The sequence below is a fragment of the Nocardioides sp. genome, assembly GCF_030019515.1.
In the GTDB taxonomy this organism is placed as follows: Bacteria; Actinomycetota; Actinomycetes; order Propionibacteriales; family Nocardioidaceae; genus Nocardioides.
The window spans coordinates 187525-207040 of the sequence record NZ_JASEEQ010000004.1 but is presented as its reverse complement, the minus strand read 5'-3'; the positions used below and the strand labels follow the sequence as shown (position 1 = coordinate 207040).

Annotated in this window: 20 protein-coding genes; 10 read left to right on the top strand and 10 right to left on the bottom strand. The window is 73.0% G+C overall.

Translation table 11 applies throughout. The annotated features are described in order from the left end of the window. Positions 1-32: 32 nt before the first annotated feature. Positions 33-1010, bottom strand: a complete 978-nt coding sequence (locus QMC84_RS07700; RefSeq protein ID WP_300373508.1) for an EamA family transporter — start codon at positions 1008-1010, stop codon at positions 33-35. Between the two features lie 39 nt (positions 1011-1049). Between QMC84_RS07700 and QMC84_RS07695 the strand changes: the two genes are divergently transcribed. Next, positions 1050-1619 (top strand): CGNR zinc finger domain-containing protein, encoded by a 570-nt coding sequence (locus tag QMC84_RS07695; RefSeq protein WP_300373506.1) that lies wholly within the window; start codon positions 1050-1052, stop codon positions 1617-1619. Here the strand turns inward: QMC84_RS07695 and QMC84_RS07690 are convergent. Both QMC84_RS07690 and QMC84_RS07685 read right to left on the bottom strand, forming a co-directional pair. After that, a complete protein-coding gene (locus QMC84_RS07690) occupies positions 1582-2385 on the bottom strand; it encodes an alpha/beta fold hydrolase (RefSeq protein WP_366145742.1) in 804 nt (267 codons plus the stop codon). The two genes, QMC84_RS07695 and QMC84_RS07690, sit on opposite strands and share 38 nt — an antisense overlap. Next, positions 2379-3191 (bottom strand): endo alpha-1,4 polygalactosaminidase, encoded by an 813-nt coding sequence (locus QMC84_RS07685; RefSeq protein ID WP_300373502.1) that lies wholly within the window; start codon positions 3189-3191, stop codon positions 2379-2381. The genes QMC84_RS07690 and QMC84_RS07685 overlap by 7 nt, the downstream gene beginning before the upstream one ends. Positions 3192-3193: 2 nt before the next feature. On the opposite strand from QMC84_RS07685, the gene QMC84_RS07680 reads away from it, so the two are divergent. Then, positions 3194-5128 (top strand): S8 family serine peptidase, encoded by a 1935-nt coding sequence (locus QMC84_RS07680; RefSeq protein ID WP_300373500.1) that lies wholly within the window; start codon positions 3194-3196, stop codon positions 5126-5128. Here the strand turns inward: QMC84_RS07680 and QMC84_RS07675 are convergent. The 4 genes from QMC84_RS07675 to QMC84_RS07660 form a co-directional block, all read right to left on the bottom strand. Then, complete coding sequence (locus tag QMC84_RS07675) at positions 5125-5892, bottom strand: hypothetical protein (protein ID WP_300373498.1); 768 nt, start codon at positions 5890-5892, stop codon at positions 5125-5127. The two genes, QMC84_RS07680 and QMC84_RS07675, sit on opposite strands and share 4 nt — an antisense overlap. Before the next feature lie 60 nt (positions 5893-5952). Further along, positions 5953-6189: a hypothetical protein gene (locus QMC84_RS07670; RefSeq protein WP_300373496.1), complete on the bottom strand. Its 237-nt coding sequence runs from the start codon at positions 6187-6189 to the stop codon at positions 5953-5955. A 42-nt stretch (positions 6190-6231) separates the two neighbouring features. Continuing rightward, entirely contained in the window at positions 6232-7707 is a 1476-nt protein-coding gene (locus tag QMC84_RS07665) for an MFS transporter (protein WP_300373494.1), read from the bottom strand. A 165-nt stretch (positions 7708-7872) separates the two neighbouring features. Next, positions 7873-9705, bottom strand: a complete 1833-nt coding sequence (locus QMC84_RS07660; RefSeq protein WP_300373493.1) for a 3-hydroxybutyryl-CoA dehydrogenase — start codon at positions 9703-9705, stop codon at positions 7873-7875. A gap of 170 nt (positions 9706-9875) precedes the next feature. Between QMC84_RS07660 and QMC84_RS07655 the strand changes: the two genes are divergently transcribed. Both QMC84_RS07655 and nucS read left to right on the top strand, forming a co-directional pair. After that, positions 9876-11435 (top strand): methyl-accepting chemotaxis protein, encoded by a 1560-nt coding sequence (locus QMC84_RS07655; protein ID WP_300373491.1) that lies wholly within the window; start codon positions 9876-9878, stop codon positions 11433-11435. Positions 11436-11491: 56 nt separating this feature from the next. Continuing rightward, positions 11492-12166, top strand: coding sequence for an endonuclease NucS (gene nucS, locus QMC84_RS07650; protein WP_300373489.1), 675 nt, complete (start codon positions 11492-11494; stop codon positions 12164-12166). Between the two features lie 140 nt (positions 12167-12306). Here the strand turns inward: nucS and QMC84_RS07645 are convergent, their stop codons facing one another. Further along, complete coding sequence (locus tag QMC84_RS07645; RefSeq protein WP_300373487.1) at positions 12307-12471, bottom strand: hypothetical protein; 165 nt, start codon at positions 12469-12471, stop codon at positions 12307-12309. Between the two features lie 166 nt (positions 12472-12637). Here QMC84_RS07645 and QMC84_RS07640 point away from each other — a divergent pair, with 166 nt between their 5' ends. After that, positions 12638-13372, top strand: a complete 735-nt coding sequence (locus QMC84_RS07640; RefSeq protein WP_300373485.1) for a class I SAM-dependent methyltransferase — start codon at positions 12638-12640, stop codon at positions 13370-13372. Here the strand turns inward: QMC84_RS07640 and QMC84_RS07635 are convergent. Beyond that, on the bottom strand, positions 13359-14042 hold the full coding sequence (locus QMC84_RS07635; RefSeq protein WP_300373483.1) for a winged helix-turn-helix domain-containing protein: 684 nt from the start codon (positions 14040-14042) through the stop codon (positions 13359-13361). The genes QMC84_RS07640 and QMC84_RS07635 overlap by 14 nt on opposite strands. Before the next feature lie 65 nt (positions 14043-14107). Here QMC84_RS07635 and QMC84_RS07630 point away from each other — a divergent pair, with 65 nt between their 5' ends. Together QMC84_RS07630 and QMC84_RS07625 are read left to right on the top strand one after the other, a co-directional pair. Next, entirely contained in the window at positions 14108-14560 is a 453-nt protein-coding gene (locus QMC84_RS07630) for a hypothetical protein (protein ID WP_300373481.1), read from the top strand. Next, positions 14557-14898 (top strand): DUF952 domain-containing protein, encoded by a 342-nt coding sequence (locus QMC84_RS07625; RefSeq protein ID WP_300373479.1) that lies wholly within the window; start codon positions 14557-14559, stop codon positions 14896-14898. The genes QMC84_RS07630 and QMC84_RS07625 overlap by 4 nt, the downstream gene beginning before the upstream one ends. Here QMC84_RS07625 and QMC84_RS07620 read toward each other — a convergent pair. Continuing rightward, positions 14876-15805, bottom strand: a complete 930-nt coding sequence (locus QMC84_RS07620; RefSeq protein WP_300373477.1) for an FAD-dependent oxidoreductase — start codon at positions 15803-15805, stop codon at positions 14876-14878. The genes QMC84_RS07625 and QMC84_RS07620 overlap by 23 nt on opposite strands. A gap of 122 nt (positions 15806-15927) precedes the next feature. On the opposite strand from QMC84_RS07620, the gene QMC84_RS07615 reads away from it, so the two are divergent. From QMC84_RS07615 to QMC84_RS07605, 3 genes are all read left to right on the top strand, one after another. Beyond that, positions 15928-16959: a hypothetical protein gene (locus QMC84_RS07615; RefSeq protein WP_300373475.1), complete on the top strand. Its 1032-nt coding sequence runs from the start codon at positions 15928-15930 to the stop codon at positions 16957-16959. Positions 16960-17070: 111 nt separating this feature from the next. Beyond that, entirely contained in the window at positions 17071-18942 is a 1872-nt protein-coding gene (locus QMC84_RS07610; RefSeq protein ID WP_300373473.1) for a right-handed parallel beta-helix repeat-containing protein, read from the top strand. Next, on the top strand, positions 18932-19510 hold the full coding sequence (locus QMC84_RS07605) for a hypothetical protein (protein WP_300373471.1): 579 nt from the start codon (positions 18932-18934) through the stop codon (positions 19508-19510). The genes QMC84_RS07610 and QMC84_RS07605 overlap by 11 nt, the downstream gene beginning before the upstream one ends. Positions 19511-19516: the final 6 nt, after the last annotated feature.

Genomic DNA, 19516 nt, shown 5'->3' with positions numbered 1-19516 from the left:
CGGCCGCGTCGTCACGCCGGCCGAGGGCCGTTTCAGGGGACCGGGACGGCCGCCGTCGAACGCTCTCCGAGCTTGACGGCGACGACCCCGGCCAGGATCAGCAGGCCGCCGACCAGCTGCACGGTCCGCGGCAGCTCGTCGAGGAGCAGCCAGGCGAACCCGACACCGGCGAGGACCTCGAGCAGGGCGACGAAGGACGCGAGCCGCGAGCCCAGTCGGCGGCTTGCGGCGATGCCGCTGGTGTAGGCGATGGCGGCGGTCACCACGCCCAGCACGAGCAGCGGCACCCACCACTCCACCGTGCGGCCGGCGTAGGAGACCGCGTCGGTCGACGCCCGCATCGGCAGCAGCCCGACCACGCCGAGCACGGCGAGCACGGCGGCACCGAGCACCAGGCCGGCGGCCGCCAGCACCATCGGCGGCAGCCCGTACCCCTCGTCGGCGGAGATCACGAAGTACGTCGCCGCGCCCACCATCGCCGCGAGCGCCCAGAGCACCCCGGGGACGCTCAGGTCGGCTCCCGAGAGCAGGTCGAGCACCAGCACCAGGCCACCGGCGGCGAGCGCGGCGCCCACGAGCGTGACGGCGCCGGGGCGCTGCCCGTGCCGGAGCCAGAACCAGACCACGACCGCGGCCGGTGCGGTGTACTCGATCAGCAGCGCCGGCCCGACCTGCATGTGGGCCACCGCGGAGAAGTAGCAGAACTGCGCCCCGGCGACGGCGAGGGCGCCGTAGACCGCGACCACGCCGGCGTTGCGGCGCAGCAGGACCCACCGGCCGCGCAGCGCGACCAGGCCGAACGGGACCACGACGAGCGCGGCGAGGCCGACCCGCACCAGCACGATCGCGCCGGCGCTCCACCCGGTGTCGAGCAGCTCCCGGGCCAGAGCGCCGGACATCCCGAACGAGGCGGCCGAGAGCACGGCGAAGCCCAAGCCGCTCAGCAGCCGGGAGCCGCCCGCGACGGGCACCAGCCGATCGGGAGCCTCGTCATGGGCCAACGTCGCCATGACACGTGACATTAGCGGCGCGCCGTGTAACCTGTCAACGTGCCATTCACTCATGACACCGAGGTCTCCCTACAGGCCGCCGTGATCCTGGCGAACTCCGGGCTGGATCCGGACACCCTCACCCGGGTCGCGGACCTGGACGCGTTCTACGCCGAGTTCGAGTACACCGGGCGCCACGACCGCGACCGCGCGGAGCTGGACGCGGTCCGGGCGATCCGGCCGGCGCTCTACGAGCTGCTCACCGCCGACCGCGACCAGGCGGTGGGGATCGTGAACGAGATGCTCGCCGAGGCGGCCGCGGTCCCCCGGCTGGTGCGCCACGACGTCTGGGACTGGCACGTGCACGCGGTCGCACCCGAGAGCGACCTGCCGACCCGGATCCTGGTCGAGACCGCGATGGCGATGATCGACGTGATCCGTGCGGACGAGATGTCGCGACTGGGGGTGTGCGCCGACGAGTCCTGCGACGGCGTGGTCCTCGACCTCTCCCGGAACCGCTCGAAGCGGTTCTGCTCCACCACCTGCGGCAACCGCAACGCCGTCGCCGCCTACCGGGCCCGCCAGGCGGAGGTCACCGCTGGGCGAGGAAGCGGCGCAGCACCTCGATGAAGATCGCCGGCTGCTCGGAGTGCACCCAGTGGCCGGCGTCCTTGATCACCACCCGCCGGTTGCGGGGGAACCAGCGGTCCATGGCGGCGGCGTACTCGTCGCGGACGTAGCCGGAGCGCTGCCCGGCGAGCCAGAGCGTCGGGCGCTGGTACGGCGGCCGGTCGGCGAGCGCGTCCGCGGGCCAGCCGCCGAGCACCTCCAGGTCGCGGCCGAGGACGGCCAGGTTCGGGCGCCAGGTCCACCGCCCCGCGTGCTGGTGCAGGTTCTGCAGCAGGAAGCTGCGCACGGTGCGGCTCGGCACCGCGTCGGCCAGCGCCGCGTCCGCGTCCCGGCGGTGCTCGAGCGTGGCCAGGTCGAGCGCGAGCATCGCGTCGATGTAGCCGGCGAACTCGCCGCGCTCCTCGTAGTCGACCGGCGAGACGTCCACCACGCAGAGCCGCTCGACCAGCTCGGGATGGCGCAGCGCGAGCACCATCGCCGCCTTGCCACCCATCGAGTGACCGACCAGCGCGACCGGGTCCTCCGCGTCGAAGAGGCGGGCCACCCGGTCGGCGACGTCGACGTAGTCGAAGTGGTCGACCCACTCCGAGCGGCCGTGGTGCGGCATGTCGACGAGCAGCACGCGGTGGTCCTCCGCGACCGCCTTCGCGACCGTGGTCCAGTTCTTGCCCTGGCCGAACAGCCCGTGGCAGAAGGCGACCAGCGGGCCGCGCTCCCCCAGCGTCGTCACGTGCAGCCCCGGGTCCGGGTCGGTCTCGTTCAACACCACTCGTGCACTCCCGTCGGGGTGAGGTCGCGGTCGCGGAGCACGACCGCCAGCCGGTCGCCGACGTGGGCGCAGGTCCACCGGAAGTCGGCCCGCCGGTACTCGATCGCCAGCACCCGGTCACCGTAGTGCCGCACGTACGACGCGCACTCGCGGTAGCGGCCGCACTCCTCGGCGACGGCGAAGTCGTACCCGATGGCGGTGCCGTCGTACCCCGCGAGGTTCTTCTGCCCGACCGCCAGGCCGGCCCGGTGCCCCGCCCGCACCAGCAGCCGCGCGTAGGCCAGCGCCTGCCGGCGCGCGATCAGCCGGTGGCTGCGGGTGAACGAGTCCAGGTTGTCGTACTCGACGGCATCGAAGCCGTCGGCGGCGCAGCCACGGACCCAGCGCCCCACGATCCGGGCCAGGTCCGCCCGCTTCGCCCTCGTGCGGACGTCGAGCAGCCACTCGCCCCACGCCTCGTCCCCGACCGGCTCGCCGCCGTCCTTCAGCACCAGGCGCCAGTGCCGCTTCCAGAAGCGTCGCTGGTCGGGCTGGGTCTGGAAGCCGTTGACGTAGCAGACGCCGTACCGCCCGTCCGCGGGGTCGTCGGTCCGGTCGCGCACCACGATCCCGACGTGCTCGGGCACCTCCGCGGGGCCACCCAGCTGGTAGTCGACGTCGGTCCCGGTGGGCAGCGGCGCCACCGGCGGGTCGGCGTCGGCGGTGGCCGGGATCACGGCGACCAGCGCCCCGAGGAGCAGCGCGACGACGTAACCCGCCGTACGGCTGCGGCGTTGTCCGGGCACCTCACGAGATCGGATCATCCATGCCATCCTCGCGCACCCGGCTGCTCGCGCTCACCTGCGCCCTCGCGGCCGTCCTGTCCCTCACCGGCGTCGCGGCCGCGGCGACACCCCCGGCGACACCCCCGGCGACACCCCCGGTCCTGGCGGCCGGATCCACCCTCCAGGGGCTCGCGCCGGGCGCACACCGCGGCCTCGACCGCCTGCTCGCCGACGGCACGCCGAACCACCGGGCGATCGTCACCTTCGACGCCGTGCCGACCGACGCCCAGGTCGGCGCGCTGCGCGCGCTGGGGCTGGTCGTGCAGCCGATGTCCCACCTGCCGCTCGCCCTGGTCGAGGGCCCGGTGCCCGCGATGGTCCAGGCGGTCACCGCCGGCATCGCCCTCGACGTCTACCCCGACGAGCGGCTCCAGCTCCTCGACACCCCGTCGACGGACGCGATGTCCTCCAGCCCGGCGGCCGCGCAGAGCCTGCGCACCCGCGGCCTGACCGGCAAGGGCGTGACCGTCGGCGTCGTCGACTCCGGCTGCGACGCGACCCACTCCGATCTCGCGGACCACGTCGTGCACAACGTGAGCCTGCTCAGCCCCGAGTACGCCAACGCCGGGACCGACCCGGCCATCGTGGTCCCGGTCGACCAAGGGCCGGTGAGCAACACCGACCTCGGCAGCGGCCACGGGACGCACGTCGCCGGCATCATCGCCGCCGACTCCTCCTCGGTCGAGGACGGCAGCCGGTACGGCGTCGCCCCGGACGCCGACCTCGCCTGCTTCGCGATCGGCGCGGTGCTGTTCACGACCGCGGTCGTCACCGCGTACGACTACATGCTCGACCAGCCGGACCTGCTCGGCATCGACGTCGTCAACAACTCCTGGGGCAACAGCTACCGCCAGTTCGACCCCGCCGACCCGGTCGCCGTCGCCACCAGGGCCGTGGCCGACCGCGGCGTGACCGTGGTCTTCGCCGCCGGCAACTCCGGCAGCGGCGACGTGCCGATGAGCCTGAACCCGTTCTCCCAGTCCCCATGGGTGATCTCGGTGGCGGCCGGCACCCTGGACCGGTTCCGCGGCGACTTCTCGTCCAACGGGCTGGTGCACGACAACTCGCTGCCCACGGCGATCGGCGCCGAGGGCCACACGACCTTCGCCGGCGACCGGATCGGGCTGGTGCACCCGGACATCACCGCCCCCGGCGTCGACATCAGCTCGAGCTGCGACAGCGCCGGCACCCTGATCGGGCCGTGCGGCCCGGACGAGAACGCGTCGGCCTCGGGCACCTCGATGGCCTCGCCCCACATCGCCGGCGCGGCCGCGGTGCTGCTGCAGGCCCAGCCCCGGCTCACGCCCGCTCAGGTGCGGCTCGCCCTCCAGGCCACCGCGACACCGGTGCGGGCGACGGGCGGCACGGCCGCGCTGCCGTTCTGGGAGGTCGGGTACGGCTACGCCAACCTCGACCGCGCGGTGCGGCTGGTGCGCTCCGACGGCTGGCAGGACCGGCTGCGTGCCGCTGCCCACCGGGCGGACCGCCGGGTGCTCGCCGCGGACCGCACCACGGTGGTCCGGTCCGACTTCTTCGTCCACGAGGCGCCCCCGGCGACCGCGGGCGGCAGCGACAGCGCGTCGTACGACGTGCCGGTCCCGGCCCGCACCCGCCGGCTCGCGGTGAGCCTGGCGTTCCCCTCCGGCGGCACCGTCGGCGCGAGCCTGTTCAGCTACACCGTGCAGGTCCTGGACCCGAGCGGGAAGGTGATCGCCACGACCACCTCGGACCCGGTCGCGGGCTCGGGCACGGCGCTGGCGACGGTCCGGCTGCCCCGGGGCGCGACGGCGGGGACGTACACGTTCGAGGTCACCGGCGACTACGCGGCCTCCGACCCCGACACCGTCGACAGCGACTCGCTGCTCGGCCGGTTCGTCACCCTGCACGTGGCCCAACTGCGGAGCAGCCGACGCTAGAAGTCGAACCCGTCGAACAGGTCGCCGATGCCGTCGCCGATCGAGCCGATCCCGTCACCGATGCCCTCGCCGAGGGCGCCGATCCCCTCACCGAGCGCGTCGAAGCCGCCGAAGCCGCCGAACAGCAGCCCGGCGAACATCCAGTCCATCGGCGTGAACGCACCGAAGTAGCCCGAGGCGTAGGGCTGGTAGGCGCGGCCGCCCTGCCAGTAGGGCACCCGCTGCGCGCCGACCATCACCATCCGGGCGTCGGGGTCGGCGCCGGCGGCGACCCGCTCGGCGTCGAGGGCACAGGCGGGAACGTCGCGGGTCGCGCCACCGGGCGGGGTCCACGGCACGTCGGTCACGGACAGGCCGTGCCGCGGGTCGAAGAAGCACGGCGGGCGGCGGGTCGGCAGCGGATCGCCCGCCACCCGCGCGCGGACGCACGCGATCGCGTAGCGCCCGTCCTCGAGGATCTGCGTGACGTGCCGGACGTCGTCGGGACGCGTCATCGCGTCGCCGGCGGTCTTCGCCGACTCGTAGGCGTCGAGGGCGCGCTGGTAGTCGGCGTTCTCCCCCGCTCCGAGCGGGTGCCCCGCGAGCTCGAGGTCGAGTGCCTGCAGCTGCTCCCCCAGAGCCGTGATGTCCTCGAACGCGAGCTTCTTGACCGGCTCCAGCTCGGCGCGCCGGCGCTCGAGCTCGCGGGCCCGGCTGCTGCGCCGGGCGAGCACGACCGCCACGACGACGGCGGCCAGCAGGAGGAGGATCACCACGCCTTCCATGGACTCAGCCTACGGAGAGCGGACAACCTGCGCGTGGCCGGATCGGCCGGGTCAGCCGGGTCAGCCGGCAGCCAGCTCGCCCTCAGCGGTCCGGTAGACCAGCCCGTCCGCGACGGCGAGCGCGAGCGCACGATCGAAGCGGTCCCGCTCCCAGTACGTCGCGCCCACGATCCGCGCGAGCACGTCGGGCGGCTGGGGCCCCTCGGCCTCCAGGGCGCGCACGATCTGGCCCATCTCGTGGAAGACCTGACGATCGCGCTTGCCCTCGGTCGACGGCTTCGGCGGTGGCATCGGCATCGGGTGTCTCCTCTGCTCTCTCCGGGTCGGCCCGGCGGTGGGTCAGGCGTGCTGGGGCTGCGTGGAGCCGGTGGTGCCGGTGTCCTCGGCGGTGAGCGGCTGGGCGATGCTCTCGAGCGACCTGCCCTCCGCCTTGACGCCCAGGAAGGCCTCGACGACGCCGCCGATGATCATCAGCGCGGCGCCGACGAAGTAGCCGATCGCGATCTGGGTGATGTCCTTGTCCACCGAGGCCTGCTCGATCAGCCAGCCGAAGAACAGCGGCCCGGAGATGCCGCCGGCGGCGGTGCCGATCGCGTAGAAGAACGCGATGCACAGCGCCCGGGTCTCCATCGGGAAGACCTCGCTGGCGGTGAGGTACGCCGCGCTGGCGCCGGCGGAGGCCATGAAGAAGATGATCGCGCCCATCAGCGTGAGGGTCTTGGCGTCGAAGCTGCCCAAGTAGAAGCCGGTCACGGCGAGCAGCACCCCGGACCCGATGTACGTCGCGGTGATCATCTTGACCCGTCCGAGGGTGTCGAACAGCGGGCTCAGCAGCAGCGCCCCGGCGAAGTTGCTGGCCGCGAACACCGCGATGTAGTAACCGGTCTGCTCGACACCGAGGAACGTCGTCAGGGTGTCGCCGTACGTGAAGAAGAACGCGTTGTAGAGGAACGCCTGCCCGACGAAGAGCGAGAAGCACAGCACGGTCCGCTTGGGGTAGAGCGTGAACACCGTCCTCGCGATCAGGGCGATGCCGATCGACTTGCGCTGTCGCACCGTGATCGTGTCGCTGACCTGACGCAGCTCCCGGCCCGACTCCTGCGAGATCGTGCGCTCGATGTCGCGGACGATCTCCTCCGCCTCGTCCTCACGACCGTGGATGAACAGCCACCGCGGGCTCTCCGGGACGTTGCGCCGGACGACCAGGATCCCGACGGCGAGGATCGCGCCCAGGCCGAACGCGAGCCGCCAGCCCCAGGACTGGTCGATCATCGTCGGGTCGAGCAGCGGGATGGTCAGCAGCGCGCCACCGGCCGCGCCGACCCAGAACGAGCCGTTGATGGCGATGTCGACCCGGCCGCGGTACTTCGCCGGGATCAGCTCGTCGATGGCGGAGTTGATCGCGGCGTACTCGCCACCGATGCCGCAGCCGGTCAGGAAGCGGCACGCGAAGTACCACATCGGGTTCATCGAGAACGCCGTCAGCACCGTCGCCACGGTGTAGACGGCGAGCGTGATGAGGAAGAGCTTCTTGCGGCCGAGCCGGTCGGTCAGCTGGCCGAAGAACAGCGCGCCGATGCAGGCGCCCGCGACGTACATCGAGCCCGCGAGGCCGATGTCGAAGTTGTTCATGCCCAGGCCGGTGCCGTCCGGCTTGAGCGCGTCGGACATCGAGCCGACGATGGTGACCTCGAGCCCGTCCAGGATCCAGACGGTCCCGAGGCCGACGACGACGAGCCAGTGCCAACGGGCCCACGGGAGCCGGTCCAGGCGGGCGGGGATGTCGGTGGTGATCCGACCGGTTTCGACTGCCATGACGCACGCCGTACCCAGCCGTGGCAGCCGACACTCCCCACGACCCGCCGAGGCGTCGTCACACCAGTCACGCCGTTCGGCTGAAGCCTGCGCTTCTGGGCCGAAGTTTCGGCCGAACAGTGCTGGTTTCCCCGGGTACCCGGGGAAACCGACACCCGCTGGCCCTCAGCGGGCCGAGTAGTCCCGGAACCCGCGCTTGGTCTTGCGGCCCAGGTAGCCGGCGGTGACCAGGTGCTCGAGCAGCGGCGCGGGGGCGAACCCGGGCTCGCGGAACTCCAGGTACAGCTCGCGCTGGATCGCCAGCGAGACGTCGTTGCCGACCACGTCGAGCAGCTCGAACGGGCCCATCGGCAGCGCGCAGCCCTGCTTCATCGCGAGGTCGATGTCGTCGGCGGTGGCGTAGTGCGCCTCGAGCATCTTCACCGCGTCGTTGAGGTAGGGGAACAGCAGCGCGTTCACGATGAAGCCGGCCCGGTCGCCGCACGAGACCGCGACCTTGCCGACCCGGTCGCACAGCGCCCGCGTGGTCTCGGTGACGTCGTCGGAGGTGACGACCGTCGAGACCACCTCGACCAGTCGCATCACCGGCGCCGGGTTGAAGAAGTGCATGCCGACGACGTCCTGCGGCCGCGAGGTGGCCTGGGCGCACTCGATGACCGGGAGCGACGAGGTCGTCGTGGCCAGGATCGCGCCCGCCCCGCCGTTCCCCTGCCGGCAGATCTCGTCGAGGTTCGCGAACAGCGTGGTCTTGATCGCGAGGTCCTCGGCGATCGCCTCGACCACGATGTCGACCGGCGCGAGGTCGTCCAGCGACGTGCTGCCGGTCAGCCGGCCGAGCACCTCCGCCTTGGCGGACTCCTCGAGCTTGCCGCGCTGGATGGCCTTGTCGAGGGACTTCTCGATCGCGGCGCGGACGCCCGCGACCTTGTCGGCGGAGCGGCCGACGTAGAGGACGTCGTACCCGCTCTTGGCGAAGACCTCGACGATGCCGGTCGCCATCGTGCCGGTGCCGACCACCCCGACCAGCTTGATGTCGTGGCGGAGCTGGGGCTTCTGGTCGGCCGACGGGGTCAGCTCGTCGGCGACGACCGCCGGGCTGTCCGCGGCCTCGTAGGAGTAGAACCCGCGCCCGGTCTTGCGCCCGAGCCGGCCCGCGGTGACCATCTGCTTGAGGATCGGGCGCGGCGCGTGCAGCCGGTCGCGGCCCTGGCGGTACATGGTCTCGAGGATCTCGTACGCCGTGTCCAGGCCGATCAGGTCGAGCAGCGCGAGCGGGCCCATCGGGTAGCCGCACCCGAAGCGCATCGCGGCGTCGATGTCCTCGCGGGAGGCGTAGCGGCCCTCGTACATGGCGACCGCGTGGTTGAGGTAGCCGAAGAGCAGCGTGTTGGCGATGAAGCCCGCCTTGTCGCCGCAGACGACCGGCGCCTTCCCGAGGCTGGTGACCAGGGCCGTCGCGTCGTCGAGGACGCTCTGCTCGGTCACGACCGTCTGCACGATCTCCACCAGGGACTGGACCGGCGCCGGGTTGAAGAAGTGCACGCCGACCACGCGGCCGGGGCTGCCGTTCGCGGTCGAGATCTCGGTGACCGAGAGCGAGGACGTGTTCGTGGCCAGGATCGTCTCGGGGCGCACGATCTCGTCGAGGTCGCGGAAGATCGCCTTCTTGGTCTCGACGGACTCCACCACGGCCTCGACGACGAAGTCGGTGTCGGCGAGGTCCTTGAGCGCGGTGGTGAACGTGATCCGGTCCAGCAGCTCGGCCTGCTCGGCCTCGGTCATCTTCTCGCGCTTGACCGCGCGGGAGGTCGAGTGCTCGAGGTACTGGCGGCCCCGGGCCAGGGACTCCTCGTCCTTCTCGACGCCGACCACGGGGTGGCCGGCGCGGGCGAAGACCTCGGCGATGCCGGCACCCATGGTGCCCAGGCCGATGACGCCGATCGTGCGGAACTCGCGCCCGGCTCCGGGAGCGGCGGTCTCGGTGGAGGTGCTCGTCATGCGGGGCATCGTGTCACGAGGGGTTCGGGCCGGTCACCGTGACTTAGTTCACCCGCCGGTAACTTACCCACGCCACGAGTGCGCGCCTTCTCCTCAACTCGGCGCCCGTCCTGCCGAAGAAGGGGCCGTCGGTGCATGCCCTCCGACCTTGCCGAACGAAGGGGTCCCCCATGCAGCGCGATGCGTCGCACGCTCCTCCGGTCCGGATCCTCCTGGGCGCCGTCGTGGGACTCCAGGCGGTCGCCGCCGTGGTCGTCCGCGGCGATCGGGCGGCGTTGGTCCTGCTGCTGCTCACCACGCTCCTCACCGCCGCCGCCGCCACCGTGCTGCACCGCCGGGTGCTCGCTCCCCTGGGGCGGGCCGCGGCGTACGTCGACGCGCTCGCCGCCGGCGACCTGACCGGCAGTCCCACCGGCGGCATCGGCTCCGGGACCGGCGCACCCCTCACCGGCGCGCTGGCCGCGGTCGGCGAGCGCACCCGGACCGCGATGCGCGACGTCGCCGACTCCGTGGGCTCGCTCAACGGCACCGCCGAGTCGGTGGCCGCCACCACCGAGGCGATGGGCCAGACGTTCGCGGAGACCTCGACCCGGGCGGCCGAGGTCAGCAGTGCCGCCGGGGTCGTCTCGAGCAACGTCGCGGCGGTCTCCACCGGTGCCCGCGAGATGAGCGACTCGGTCACCGAGATCGCGCGGAACGTCACCGAGGCGGTCGCGGTCGCCCAGGAGGCCGTCTCGATGGCGGCCGAGGCGGCCGCGGTCATGGCCGAGCTCGACAGCGCGAGCGAGCGGATCGGCAACGTGGTGCGGCTGATCACCGCCATCGCCGGGCAGACGAACCTGCTCGCGCTCAACGCGACCATCGAGGCCGCCCGCGCCGGCGAGGCCGGCAAGGGCTTCGCGGTCGTCGCCGACGAGGTCAAGAGCCTGGCCCAGGAGACCGCGCACGCGACCGAGGACATCACCGAGCAGGTCGACGCCCTGCAGAGCGGCAGCCGGGCGGCCGTGAGCTCGCTCGAGCGCACCCAGGAGGTGATCGGGCGGTTCGCGGACTACCAGGCCACGATCTCGAGCGCGATCGAGGAGCAGGCCGCCACGACCGCCGAGATGAGCCGGCGCCTGCTGGAGGCGGCAGACGGGTCGCAGCAGATCGCGGAGACCGTCGGGAGCGTCGCCACGTCGACCGCTCACGCGATGGAGCAGCTCGCCCACACCCGGCGCGCGGCCGGCGAGCTCTCCAGCCTCTCCTCGGACCTCGGCGCGGTCACCGACCGGTTCCGGCTGCCCGAGCCCGAGGTGGTCGTCCACGACACCGGGACGAGAGGCGGGGTGGCCCTGGAGGTGCAGGGCGTCGTCTCGGTCACCCACGCCCCCCAGCTGCAGGCCGTGATCGTGCGCTGGCTGCGCTACCAGGACCAGGCCGTGAAGCCCGCCCTCGGCAAGCAGCTCGAGCTGATCCAGAAGCACTCGCTGCGCACCGTGATCGTCGACTCCCGCGAGGCGGTCGGTGCGTACTCGGCCGAGATGAACCACTGGATCGGCGGGGAGTTCGTGCCGCTCCTGGAGCGGACCACCATGAAGGCGTTCGTCACGGTGGTGCCCCGCAGCGCGGTCGCCGACCTGGCGAACAAGGGCTGGCAGGAGGGCCAGAGCGGGCACGGGTTCCAGATGGTGGAGGTCGCGGCCATGACCGAGGCCGAGGAGATCGCCCGCCGGGCCTGCCGCGCCTGAGCAGCCGGTCCCTTACGCTGCTCCGGTCGGAATCCGTCGTGTGCTGAGGTGTGCTCGTGAGATTGGTCGTTGCCCGCTGCCAGGTCGACTACGCCGGGCGGCTGACCGCCCACCTGCCGATGGCGACCCGGGTCCTGATGATCAAGGCGGACGGATCCGTCCTCGTGCACTCCGACGGCGGCTCCTACAAGCCGCTGAACTGGATGTCCCCGCCGTGCACGCTGCGCGAGGGCACCACCGACGAGGGCCAGGTCGAGTGGACGGTGACGTCGAAGAACGACGACACCCTGCGGATCCTCATCGAGGAGGTCCTCCACGAGTCGCTCCACGAGCTCGGCGTCGACCCGGGCCTGCAGAAGGACGGGGTGGAGAAGCACCTCCAGGAGATGCTGGCCGAGCACCCGGCGACGCTCTCCCCCGGCCTCACCCTGGTCCGGCGGGAGTACCCCACCGCGATCGGGCCGGTCGACCTGATGTGCAAGGACGCCGAGGGCCGCAACGTGGCCGTGGAGATCAAGCGCCGCGGTGAGATCGACGGCGTCGAGCAGCTCACCCGCTACCTCGAGCTGCTGAACCGGGACCCGCTGCTCGCGCCGGTGCGCGGCATCTTCGCCGCCCAGGAGATCAAGCCGCAGGCGCGGGTCCTGGCCACCGACCGCGGCATCGCCTGCGCCGTGGTCGACTACGACGCGCTGCGCGGCCTCGACGACCCGAGCCACCGCCTGTTCTGAACTGCCTTCGACTCCGGAGCTTGCTCGGGAGTCAAAGACCCAGCAGCCAGGTCGAGTAGCCCCGCGACCGACGCAGGAGGTCGCGACGGGCGTATCGAGACTGAGCTGCCTTCGACCCAGCAGCTCAGCGCGCCGGGCGCTCAGAGGTAGACGTCGACGGCGCGCCGGTCGCTCTCGAGCCGGTAGGCGTCGCGGACCGCGCAGGAGGCGCCACCCGGGCCGAGCGGCACCGGGACGTGCACCACGATCGGCTCGCGGTGTCCCTGGCGACCCGATCCACGGCGCTCGCGCGGTGAGGCACCCACGACCCGCTCGACCGCGACGCGCGGCCGCGGCGAGGGAAGGGCTGGGGTAGTGACGCGCATGCCCGGTCAACGGCCCGGGCCGCGTCAGGTCACGCACTCGTGCCCGCCCGCGCCGCACGCCGCAACTCGGTGGAAGCCCGGCGGTCACGTCCGCACGATGGCCACCATGCGCGAGAACCACTTCGACACCGAGGTCGCCGAGCGGTACGACGATCCCGAGGACCCGATGTTCTCCCCGGAGGTGCTCGGCCCGACCGTCGACCTCCTGGCCGACCTGGCCCGCGGCAGGCCGGCGCTGGAGCTCGCGGTGGGCACCGGCCGGGTCGCCATCCCGTTGGCCGGGCGGGGCGTCGAGGTGCACGGCATCGAGCTCTCCGAGGCGATGGCGGCCGTGCTGAGGTCGAAGCCGGGAGGAGCGGGCGTCAACGTCACGATCGGGGACATGACCGAGGCCCGGGTCGAGAGCCGCTTCGGCCTCGTCTACCTGGTCTACAACACGATCGGCAACGTCACGACCCAGGACGACCAGGTGCGCTGCTTCCAGACCGCGGCTGCCCACCTCGAGCCCGGAGGATGCTTCGTCGTGGAGACGGGCGTCCCGATCCTGCGGCGGCTGCCGGGCGAGGCGCGCTTCGCGGTGTTCCACCACACGGACGACCACGTCGGGATCGACGAGTACGACACCGCCACCCAGCTGATGTGGTCGCACCACTACAGCTCGACCGACTCGGCGACGTACACGCGCTCAAGCGTGCCGTTCCGCTACGCCTGGCCCGCCGAGCTCGACCTGATGGCCCGCATCGCCGGCCTGGGGCTGAGCGAGCGCTGGGCCGACTGGGACCGAAGCCCGTTCACCTCGGCGAGCACCAAGCACGTCTCGGTCTGGGTCAGGCCGGCGTGAGCTCACAGCCCAGCTCGGCCAGCCCGGCCCGTCCGACCTCGGTGAGGCGCAGCGCCCGCGAGGAGCCCGAGCGGCGCACGAACCAGCCACGCTCCAGCAGCGCGGTCTCGATCCCGGCAGCGAGCGCGCCGGCCAGGTGCGGCCGGCGCTCGGTCCAGTCCAGGCAGGGCCGGGCGAACGACCTCCGCCCTCCCCGGGCGGCCGCCACGTCGACGCCCCAGCCCGCCAGCGCCACCGCCCCCGCAGGGGTCACGTCGTACGCCTCCGAGAGCCACCGCTGCTCCAGCAGCGCGTCGTGCAGGGCCACCCCGCATCGGCCCGCGAGATGGTCGTAGCAGGTTCGGGCGAACCCGAGCGCCCGCGCGTGCCCCGACTCGCGCAGCGTCCGGACCGGGAGCGCGGGAGCGACGCGCGCCAGCGCCTCGAGAGCCGCGCCCACCGCCGGGCCCGCGATCCGGTAGTAGCGGTGCCGCCCCTGCGCCACCACCTCGACCAGGCCGCCCGAGAGCAGCCGCGCGAGGTGCTCGCTGGCGGTGGACGGTGCGACCCCGGCGACGCGGGCGAGCTCGCCGGCGGCCAGCGCCCGGCCGGACATCAGGCTGTCGAGCATCCGGGCGCGGCTCGGGTCGCCCAGGAGGGCGCCGACGGCGGCGAGGTCGGTGTCGCTCACCCGGCGAGCGTACGACGCGCACGCTTCGCCCGGCGTCGAAGCATCGGCGCCCTAGCGTGCCGCGCATGGAGAACCCCGGTGCCCACGTCGAGTCCGCCGTCGACCACTGCCTGGAGGTCGCCGCGACCTGGCTGTCGTGGGACGGCCGTCCCGCGGTGAGCGAGGACGGCGATCGCGTGTACACGCCGCACAAGGCGGTCCGGCGGATCGCCGACCACCTCGTCGACCACCTCGCCGAGGTGGAGGCGCAGCTCGCCGGCGTCCCGAGCGAGCCGGACCACTGGCACGCCAGCCTGGTGACCGTCGACGCCGACTGGGCCCGCTTCACCGAGCTCGACCTCGACGAGGCCCGGCAGCGGCTGCGCCGGCTCGGCCGCACCTTCGCGCTGCGGCTCGCCGCTGCCGGCCCGGCCGAGTGGGACGCGCCCCGCGGCGAGAGCTGGACGCTGCGCGAGATCGCCGAGCACCTCACCGGCATCCGCTGGTACGCCGACCAGGTCGGCCGGCTGCCACGATGAGCCACGATGACGAGGTGCGGATCTTCCACATCGCGACGCTGGCCGACTGGGCCGAGGCCCGGAGGGCCGGCTCCTACACGACCTCGACCCGTGGGGTGAGCCTCGAGGCGGAGGGCTTCATCCACGCCAGCCGCGCGGACCAGTGGAAGCAGGTGCGCGCCGCGTTCTACGCCGACGTCGACGAGCCGCTGGTGCTGCTCGAGATCGACACCGACCTGCTCGGCGTACCCGTCGTCGAGGAGCCGCCCACGCCGGGAGCCACGGAGCTGTTCCCCCACGTGTACGGCGCGATCCCGGCGGCGGCGGTCGTCGCCGTCACGCCCCTGCCCCCGCGCTGACCGAGGCCAGCCCGACCACCTCGTCGGCCACGCCCCAGCTCAGGGTGACCCCGGCCCCGCCGTGCCCGTAGCAGTGGATGACGTCCTCGACCCGGTCCAGCCGCACGGCCGGGCGCACCGGTCGCAGGCCGACCCGGTGCCGCAGCACCCGCGCGCCGCGCAGTCGGGGCACCAGCCTGCTGGCGCGCTCGAGGATCGCCTCGGCGGTGGCCGGCGACGGCGTCCGGCTCCACTCGCCCTCCACGTCGGTGCCGCCGACGACGACGTCGTGCTCGCGCGGGACGACGTACGTCGGCCCCGAGCGGTCCAGCCACCAGCGGTCGATGCCGGCCTGCTCGACCACGACCACCTGCCCGCGCACCGGGACCACGGTGCGGTCCGCGCCGAGCAGCCGGGCGCCCAGGCCGGCGCAGTTGACCACCAGGCCGCGACCGGTGGGCAGCGCGGCCAGGTTGAGCCGGGTGATCGTGCCGCCCAGCTGCTCCACCCGACCGGCCAGCCAGGTCAGGTACACCCCGGTGTCGACCACCGGCGTGGTGAACGTCCAGCCCTCGACCCACCCGGGCGGGACGTCCCGGGTGCGGGTCAGGCCGGGCACCGCCGTACCCCACCAGGGGTCCGGCTCGGGTGCCATGAACACCTCGGTGCCCGCCACCATCCGCACCCCGGACTCCGGGTCGGTGTCGGCGAGGGCGTCGAAGACGGCGTACGACGTCGCGGCCCAGGCCGCGACCCGGTCCCGCGGGAGCGCGCGGTAGGGATACCAGAATGCCCCGGCGACCGCCGAGGTCGTCTCCAGCGGGAGGTCGCGGGCGACCACGTCGACGCGGTGCCCGGCCTGCAGCAGGCGGACCGCGCAGGTCAGGCCGATCACGCCCGCGCCGACCACGATCACCCGGTCCGTCATGGCTGCAGTCTGGCCGAACCGGTGCGAGCCCGCGAGGAACCGCGCGGACGCCGCTCGTCGAGGGTCCCGGGCGAACAACGTCACATTTCCGCATCACCCGCTATTGACGTATGTTCAACAGCGTGAGACTGACGCTGCTCGGAGTCCTGACCGCCCTACTCGGCGCGCTGCTGGCCGCTCCCCCGGCGCCGGCCGCCACGGCCCGCGCCACCGTCGTCTCGCGCGAGGTGGTCTTCGAGCTGGAGAACACCAACGCCACGTCCGTGCTCTGCGTGCCCGACAACCAGGGCTACGAGGTCCGCGGCCGGCTGGTCGGCCCGCGCCCGGCCGTCGCCGGTCACAGCGGCCCGCTCCGCGTCAACGTGCTGGTCCACGACCTCGCCGCCGGCTCGTGGTTCTGGAGCCTCCCCGGTCACCCCGCCTACGACTACGCCCGCCAGCTCGCCCGCCAGGGCGAGACGTCGCTCGTGCTCGACCGCCTCGGCTACGGCGCCAGCCCGCTCGCGGACGGCGACGCGACCTGCCTCGGCGCCCAGGCGGACATGCTCCACCAGGTGGTCCAGCACGTGCGCTCGGGGCACTACACCTTCGCCGAGCCCCACGGAGACATCCCGCCCGCGGCCGCACACGTCGTCACCCACGGCCACGCCGTCGGCGCGGCGATCGCCCAGGTCGAGGCGGGGACCTTCGACGACGTCGACGGCCTGGTGCTGATGTCCTGGACCGACCGCGGCGCCACGTCCCTGGCGACCCGGACCGCTGCCCGGCAGAGCGCGGCCTGCCTGAGCGGGCCCGACTACGCCCCGTTGAGCCGGACCGGCGCCGGCTACCGCGCGTTGATGTTCGCCAGCGCCCCGCCGGCGGTCCAGCGCGCCGCGGCGCGCCTCCGGGTCGACGACCCGTGCGGCGACGTGCGCAGCCTGAGCCCGATGCTGGCGACCTCGAACCTGGTCGCCGGCCAGGTGGACGCCCCGGTGCTCCTGCTCTTCGGCGCCGACGACGCGCTGAACCGGGCCGCCGCGCGCGAGCAGCAGGCCGCGGCGTACCCGACGCGGGTCACCACCCGCACCTTCGCCGGCGCCGGCAGCGCACTGCCGCTGGAGCGCTCGGCCGAGAAGGTGCGGGCCACCGTGCTGCGCTGGCTGCGCTCCTGACCGGACGGCCAGCCGGCTGACCGGCTGAGCACCGGAGCGCTCGGGCGCCGGAGCGGCGCGTAACCCGGGCGCGCGCGGGGTCGTTGGGGGATCCGACGGAAAGGTCCTGCGATGACGCGCCGAGCCCCTGCCCCACTCCCGGCCCTCGTGGCCGTCCTCCTGGTCGCCGCGGCGACCGCGCTGACGATGCTCGTCGGAGCGGCGCCCGCGAGCGCCCACGAGGAGCGACCCGCGCAGTTCCCGGACGGCACCGGCCACCGGCCGGCGTTCCTCGGCTTCGACAACCCCCGCCAGCGGGTGGTCTGCCAGGCCGACAGCGCCCGGCTGGTCGCCGCCCTGCCCGACGGCGCGGTCAAGGACCGCAACGAGCGGCTGCTCGACTCCTGCCGGTACCGGTCGATCCAGGACGCGATCGACTCGGTCCGCCAGCGCCGTACCTCCGTCTATGTGCTGCCGGGGACCTACCACGAGGCCAAGTACGCGAACGCCGAGCGCAGCGACTACTGCTCGCACCTGCAGACCTCGTCGACCTCCCCGCTGCCGTTCTCGGAGTACATCGGCAGCCTCTCCTCGCCCGACCCGGGGGCCGAGCAGGCGGCCGAGGACTCGGGCGAGTCCAACCCGATCGCGCTGTCGTACGCCGACCAGCGCCGCTGCGCGCACAACCTCAACCTGATCGCGGTCCTCGGCGACCGGACCCCCGGCAACGACAGCATCCGCTGCGACAGCCGGCTCTGCGGGCTGCAGCTGGTCGGCACCGGCCGGTCGCCCGCGGACGTCGTGGTGGACAACCGGTTCGCGAAGCTCAACGCGATCCGGGCGGACCGGGCCGGCGGCTTCTACCTGAGCAACATGACCTTCCAGCAGGCCGAGTTCAACGCGATCTACGTCCTGGAGACCGACGGCTTCGTCATCGACCGGGTGGTCGCGCGCGGCAACGACGAGTACGGCATCCTCGCGTTCGCCAGCGACCACGGCCTGATCGAGGACTCCGAGGCCTACTACAACGGGGACTCGGGCATCTACCCCGGCTCCGGCTCCGACCTCAACGCCGACAACACCGACTTCGAGGCGACCCGCTACGCCATCGAGATCCGCGGCAACGACAGCCACGACAACACGCTGGGCTACTCCGGAACGGCCGGCAACTCGATCTGGGCCCACGACAACGACTTCCACGACAACGCGACCGGGATCGCGACCGACTCGCTGTTCCCCGGGCACCCCGGGCTGCCGCAGGACCACGCGCGCTGGAACCGCAACCGGATCTACTCCAACAACTCCAACTGGTACACCGAGTTCGTCGACACCGGCGTCTGCGACAAGCCGATGGAGCAGCGCGGCTACATGGACGGCACGGTCTGCCCGGTGGTGCCGACACCGGTCGGGACCGGCGTGCTGATCGCGGGCGGCAACTACGACTCGACCGACCACAACTGGATCTACGACAACTGGCGCTACGGCACCATGCAGTTCTGGGTGCCGGCGCCGCTGCGCGACGACTACGACCCGTCGCACCTCTACGACACCTCCAACCACAACCACACGTTCGAGAACCAGATGGGCATCGACCCCGCCGGGCACGAGCGGCCGAACGGGATGGACCACTGGTGGGACGACCAGGGCGTGGGCAACTGCTGGGAGGACAACCACTACGGCTCGGCCGGGAAGACCGACAACTTCACCGTGGATCCGCCCGCGTGTGCCGACGGCGGCTCGGTCTTCCTGCCGGGCGCGACGGTGAAGGACGCCGGCTTCCTCAGCTGCAGCCAGTACGACCGCAGCGACCCGACCTGGAAGCACCCGCCGGCGTGCGAGTGGTTCGACAGCCCGACCGAGCCAGGATCCGCGGCGGCCGCGGGCGCCGTGTCCGCCCCGGGCGAGCCGGCCTCCGGCACGGTGCTGGTGGCCCCGATCGCGATGACGGCCGGCGCCCTGGCGCTGTTGCTGGGCCTGCGGCGCCGGTGGTCGCGTGACACGTAGGTCCGGGCGGCGGATCGGCCTGGTCCTCGCCGTACTCCTCGGCCTGCTGGCGGCGGGCGGGATCGCCCTGGCCCGCTCCGGCCCGTCGCTGACCGCGGGTGGCCCGACCTCGGTCACCGGCACCGAGGCCACCGGCGTGTTCGCGATCGCCGGTCGCACCGTGCGGCGGGTCCGGTACGACGACGGCGGCACGCTGCGCTACACCTTCGAGCTGACCAACGACGACCGGATCCCGGTCACGGTCCACGGCCTGGCCGACGAGCAGCCGCCGAGCCGGCTGTTCACCTACTCCGGGCTGACCGACGACGCCGGCCGCTCCACGCTGCGCCTGTCCCCCGGCGAGTCCGTCGCCGTGACGCTGTCGCTGCTGATGGGCGGCTGCGAGACCCTCTCGGCGCGGGCCGGGGCCTTCGTCACCGAGGTGGTGCTTCGGGTCGAGCGCGCCGGCATGCTCACCGGCCTGCCCACTGACAACGTCAGCATCACACTGCCCGAGGAGCTGCACACCGGCTCGCCGCGCGAGGCGTTCTGCCCGAACTCCACCGCCACCTCCCGCCCGCCCGGCTGACGGGGC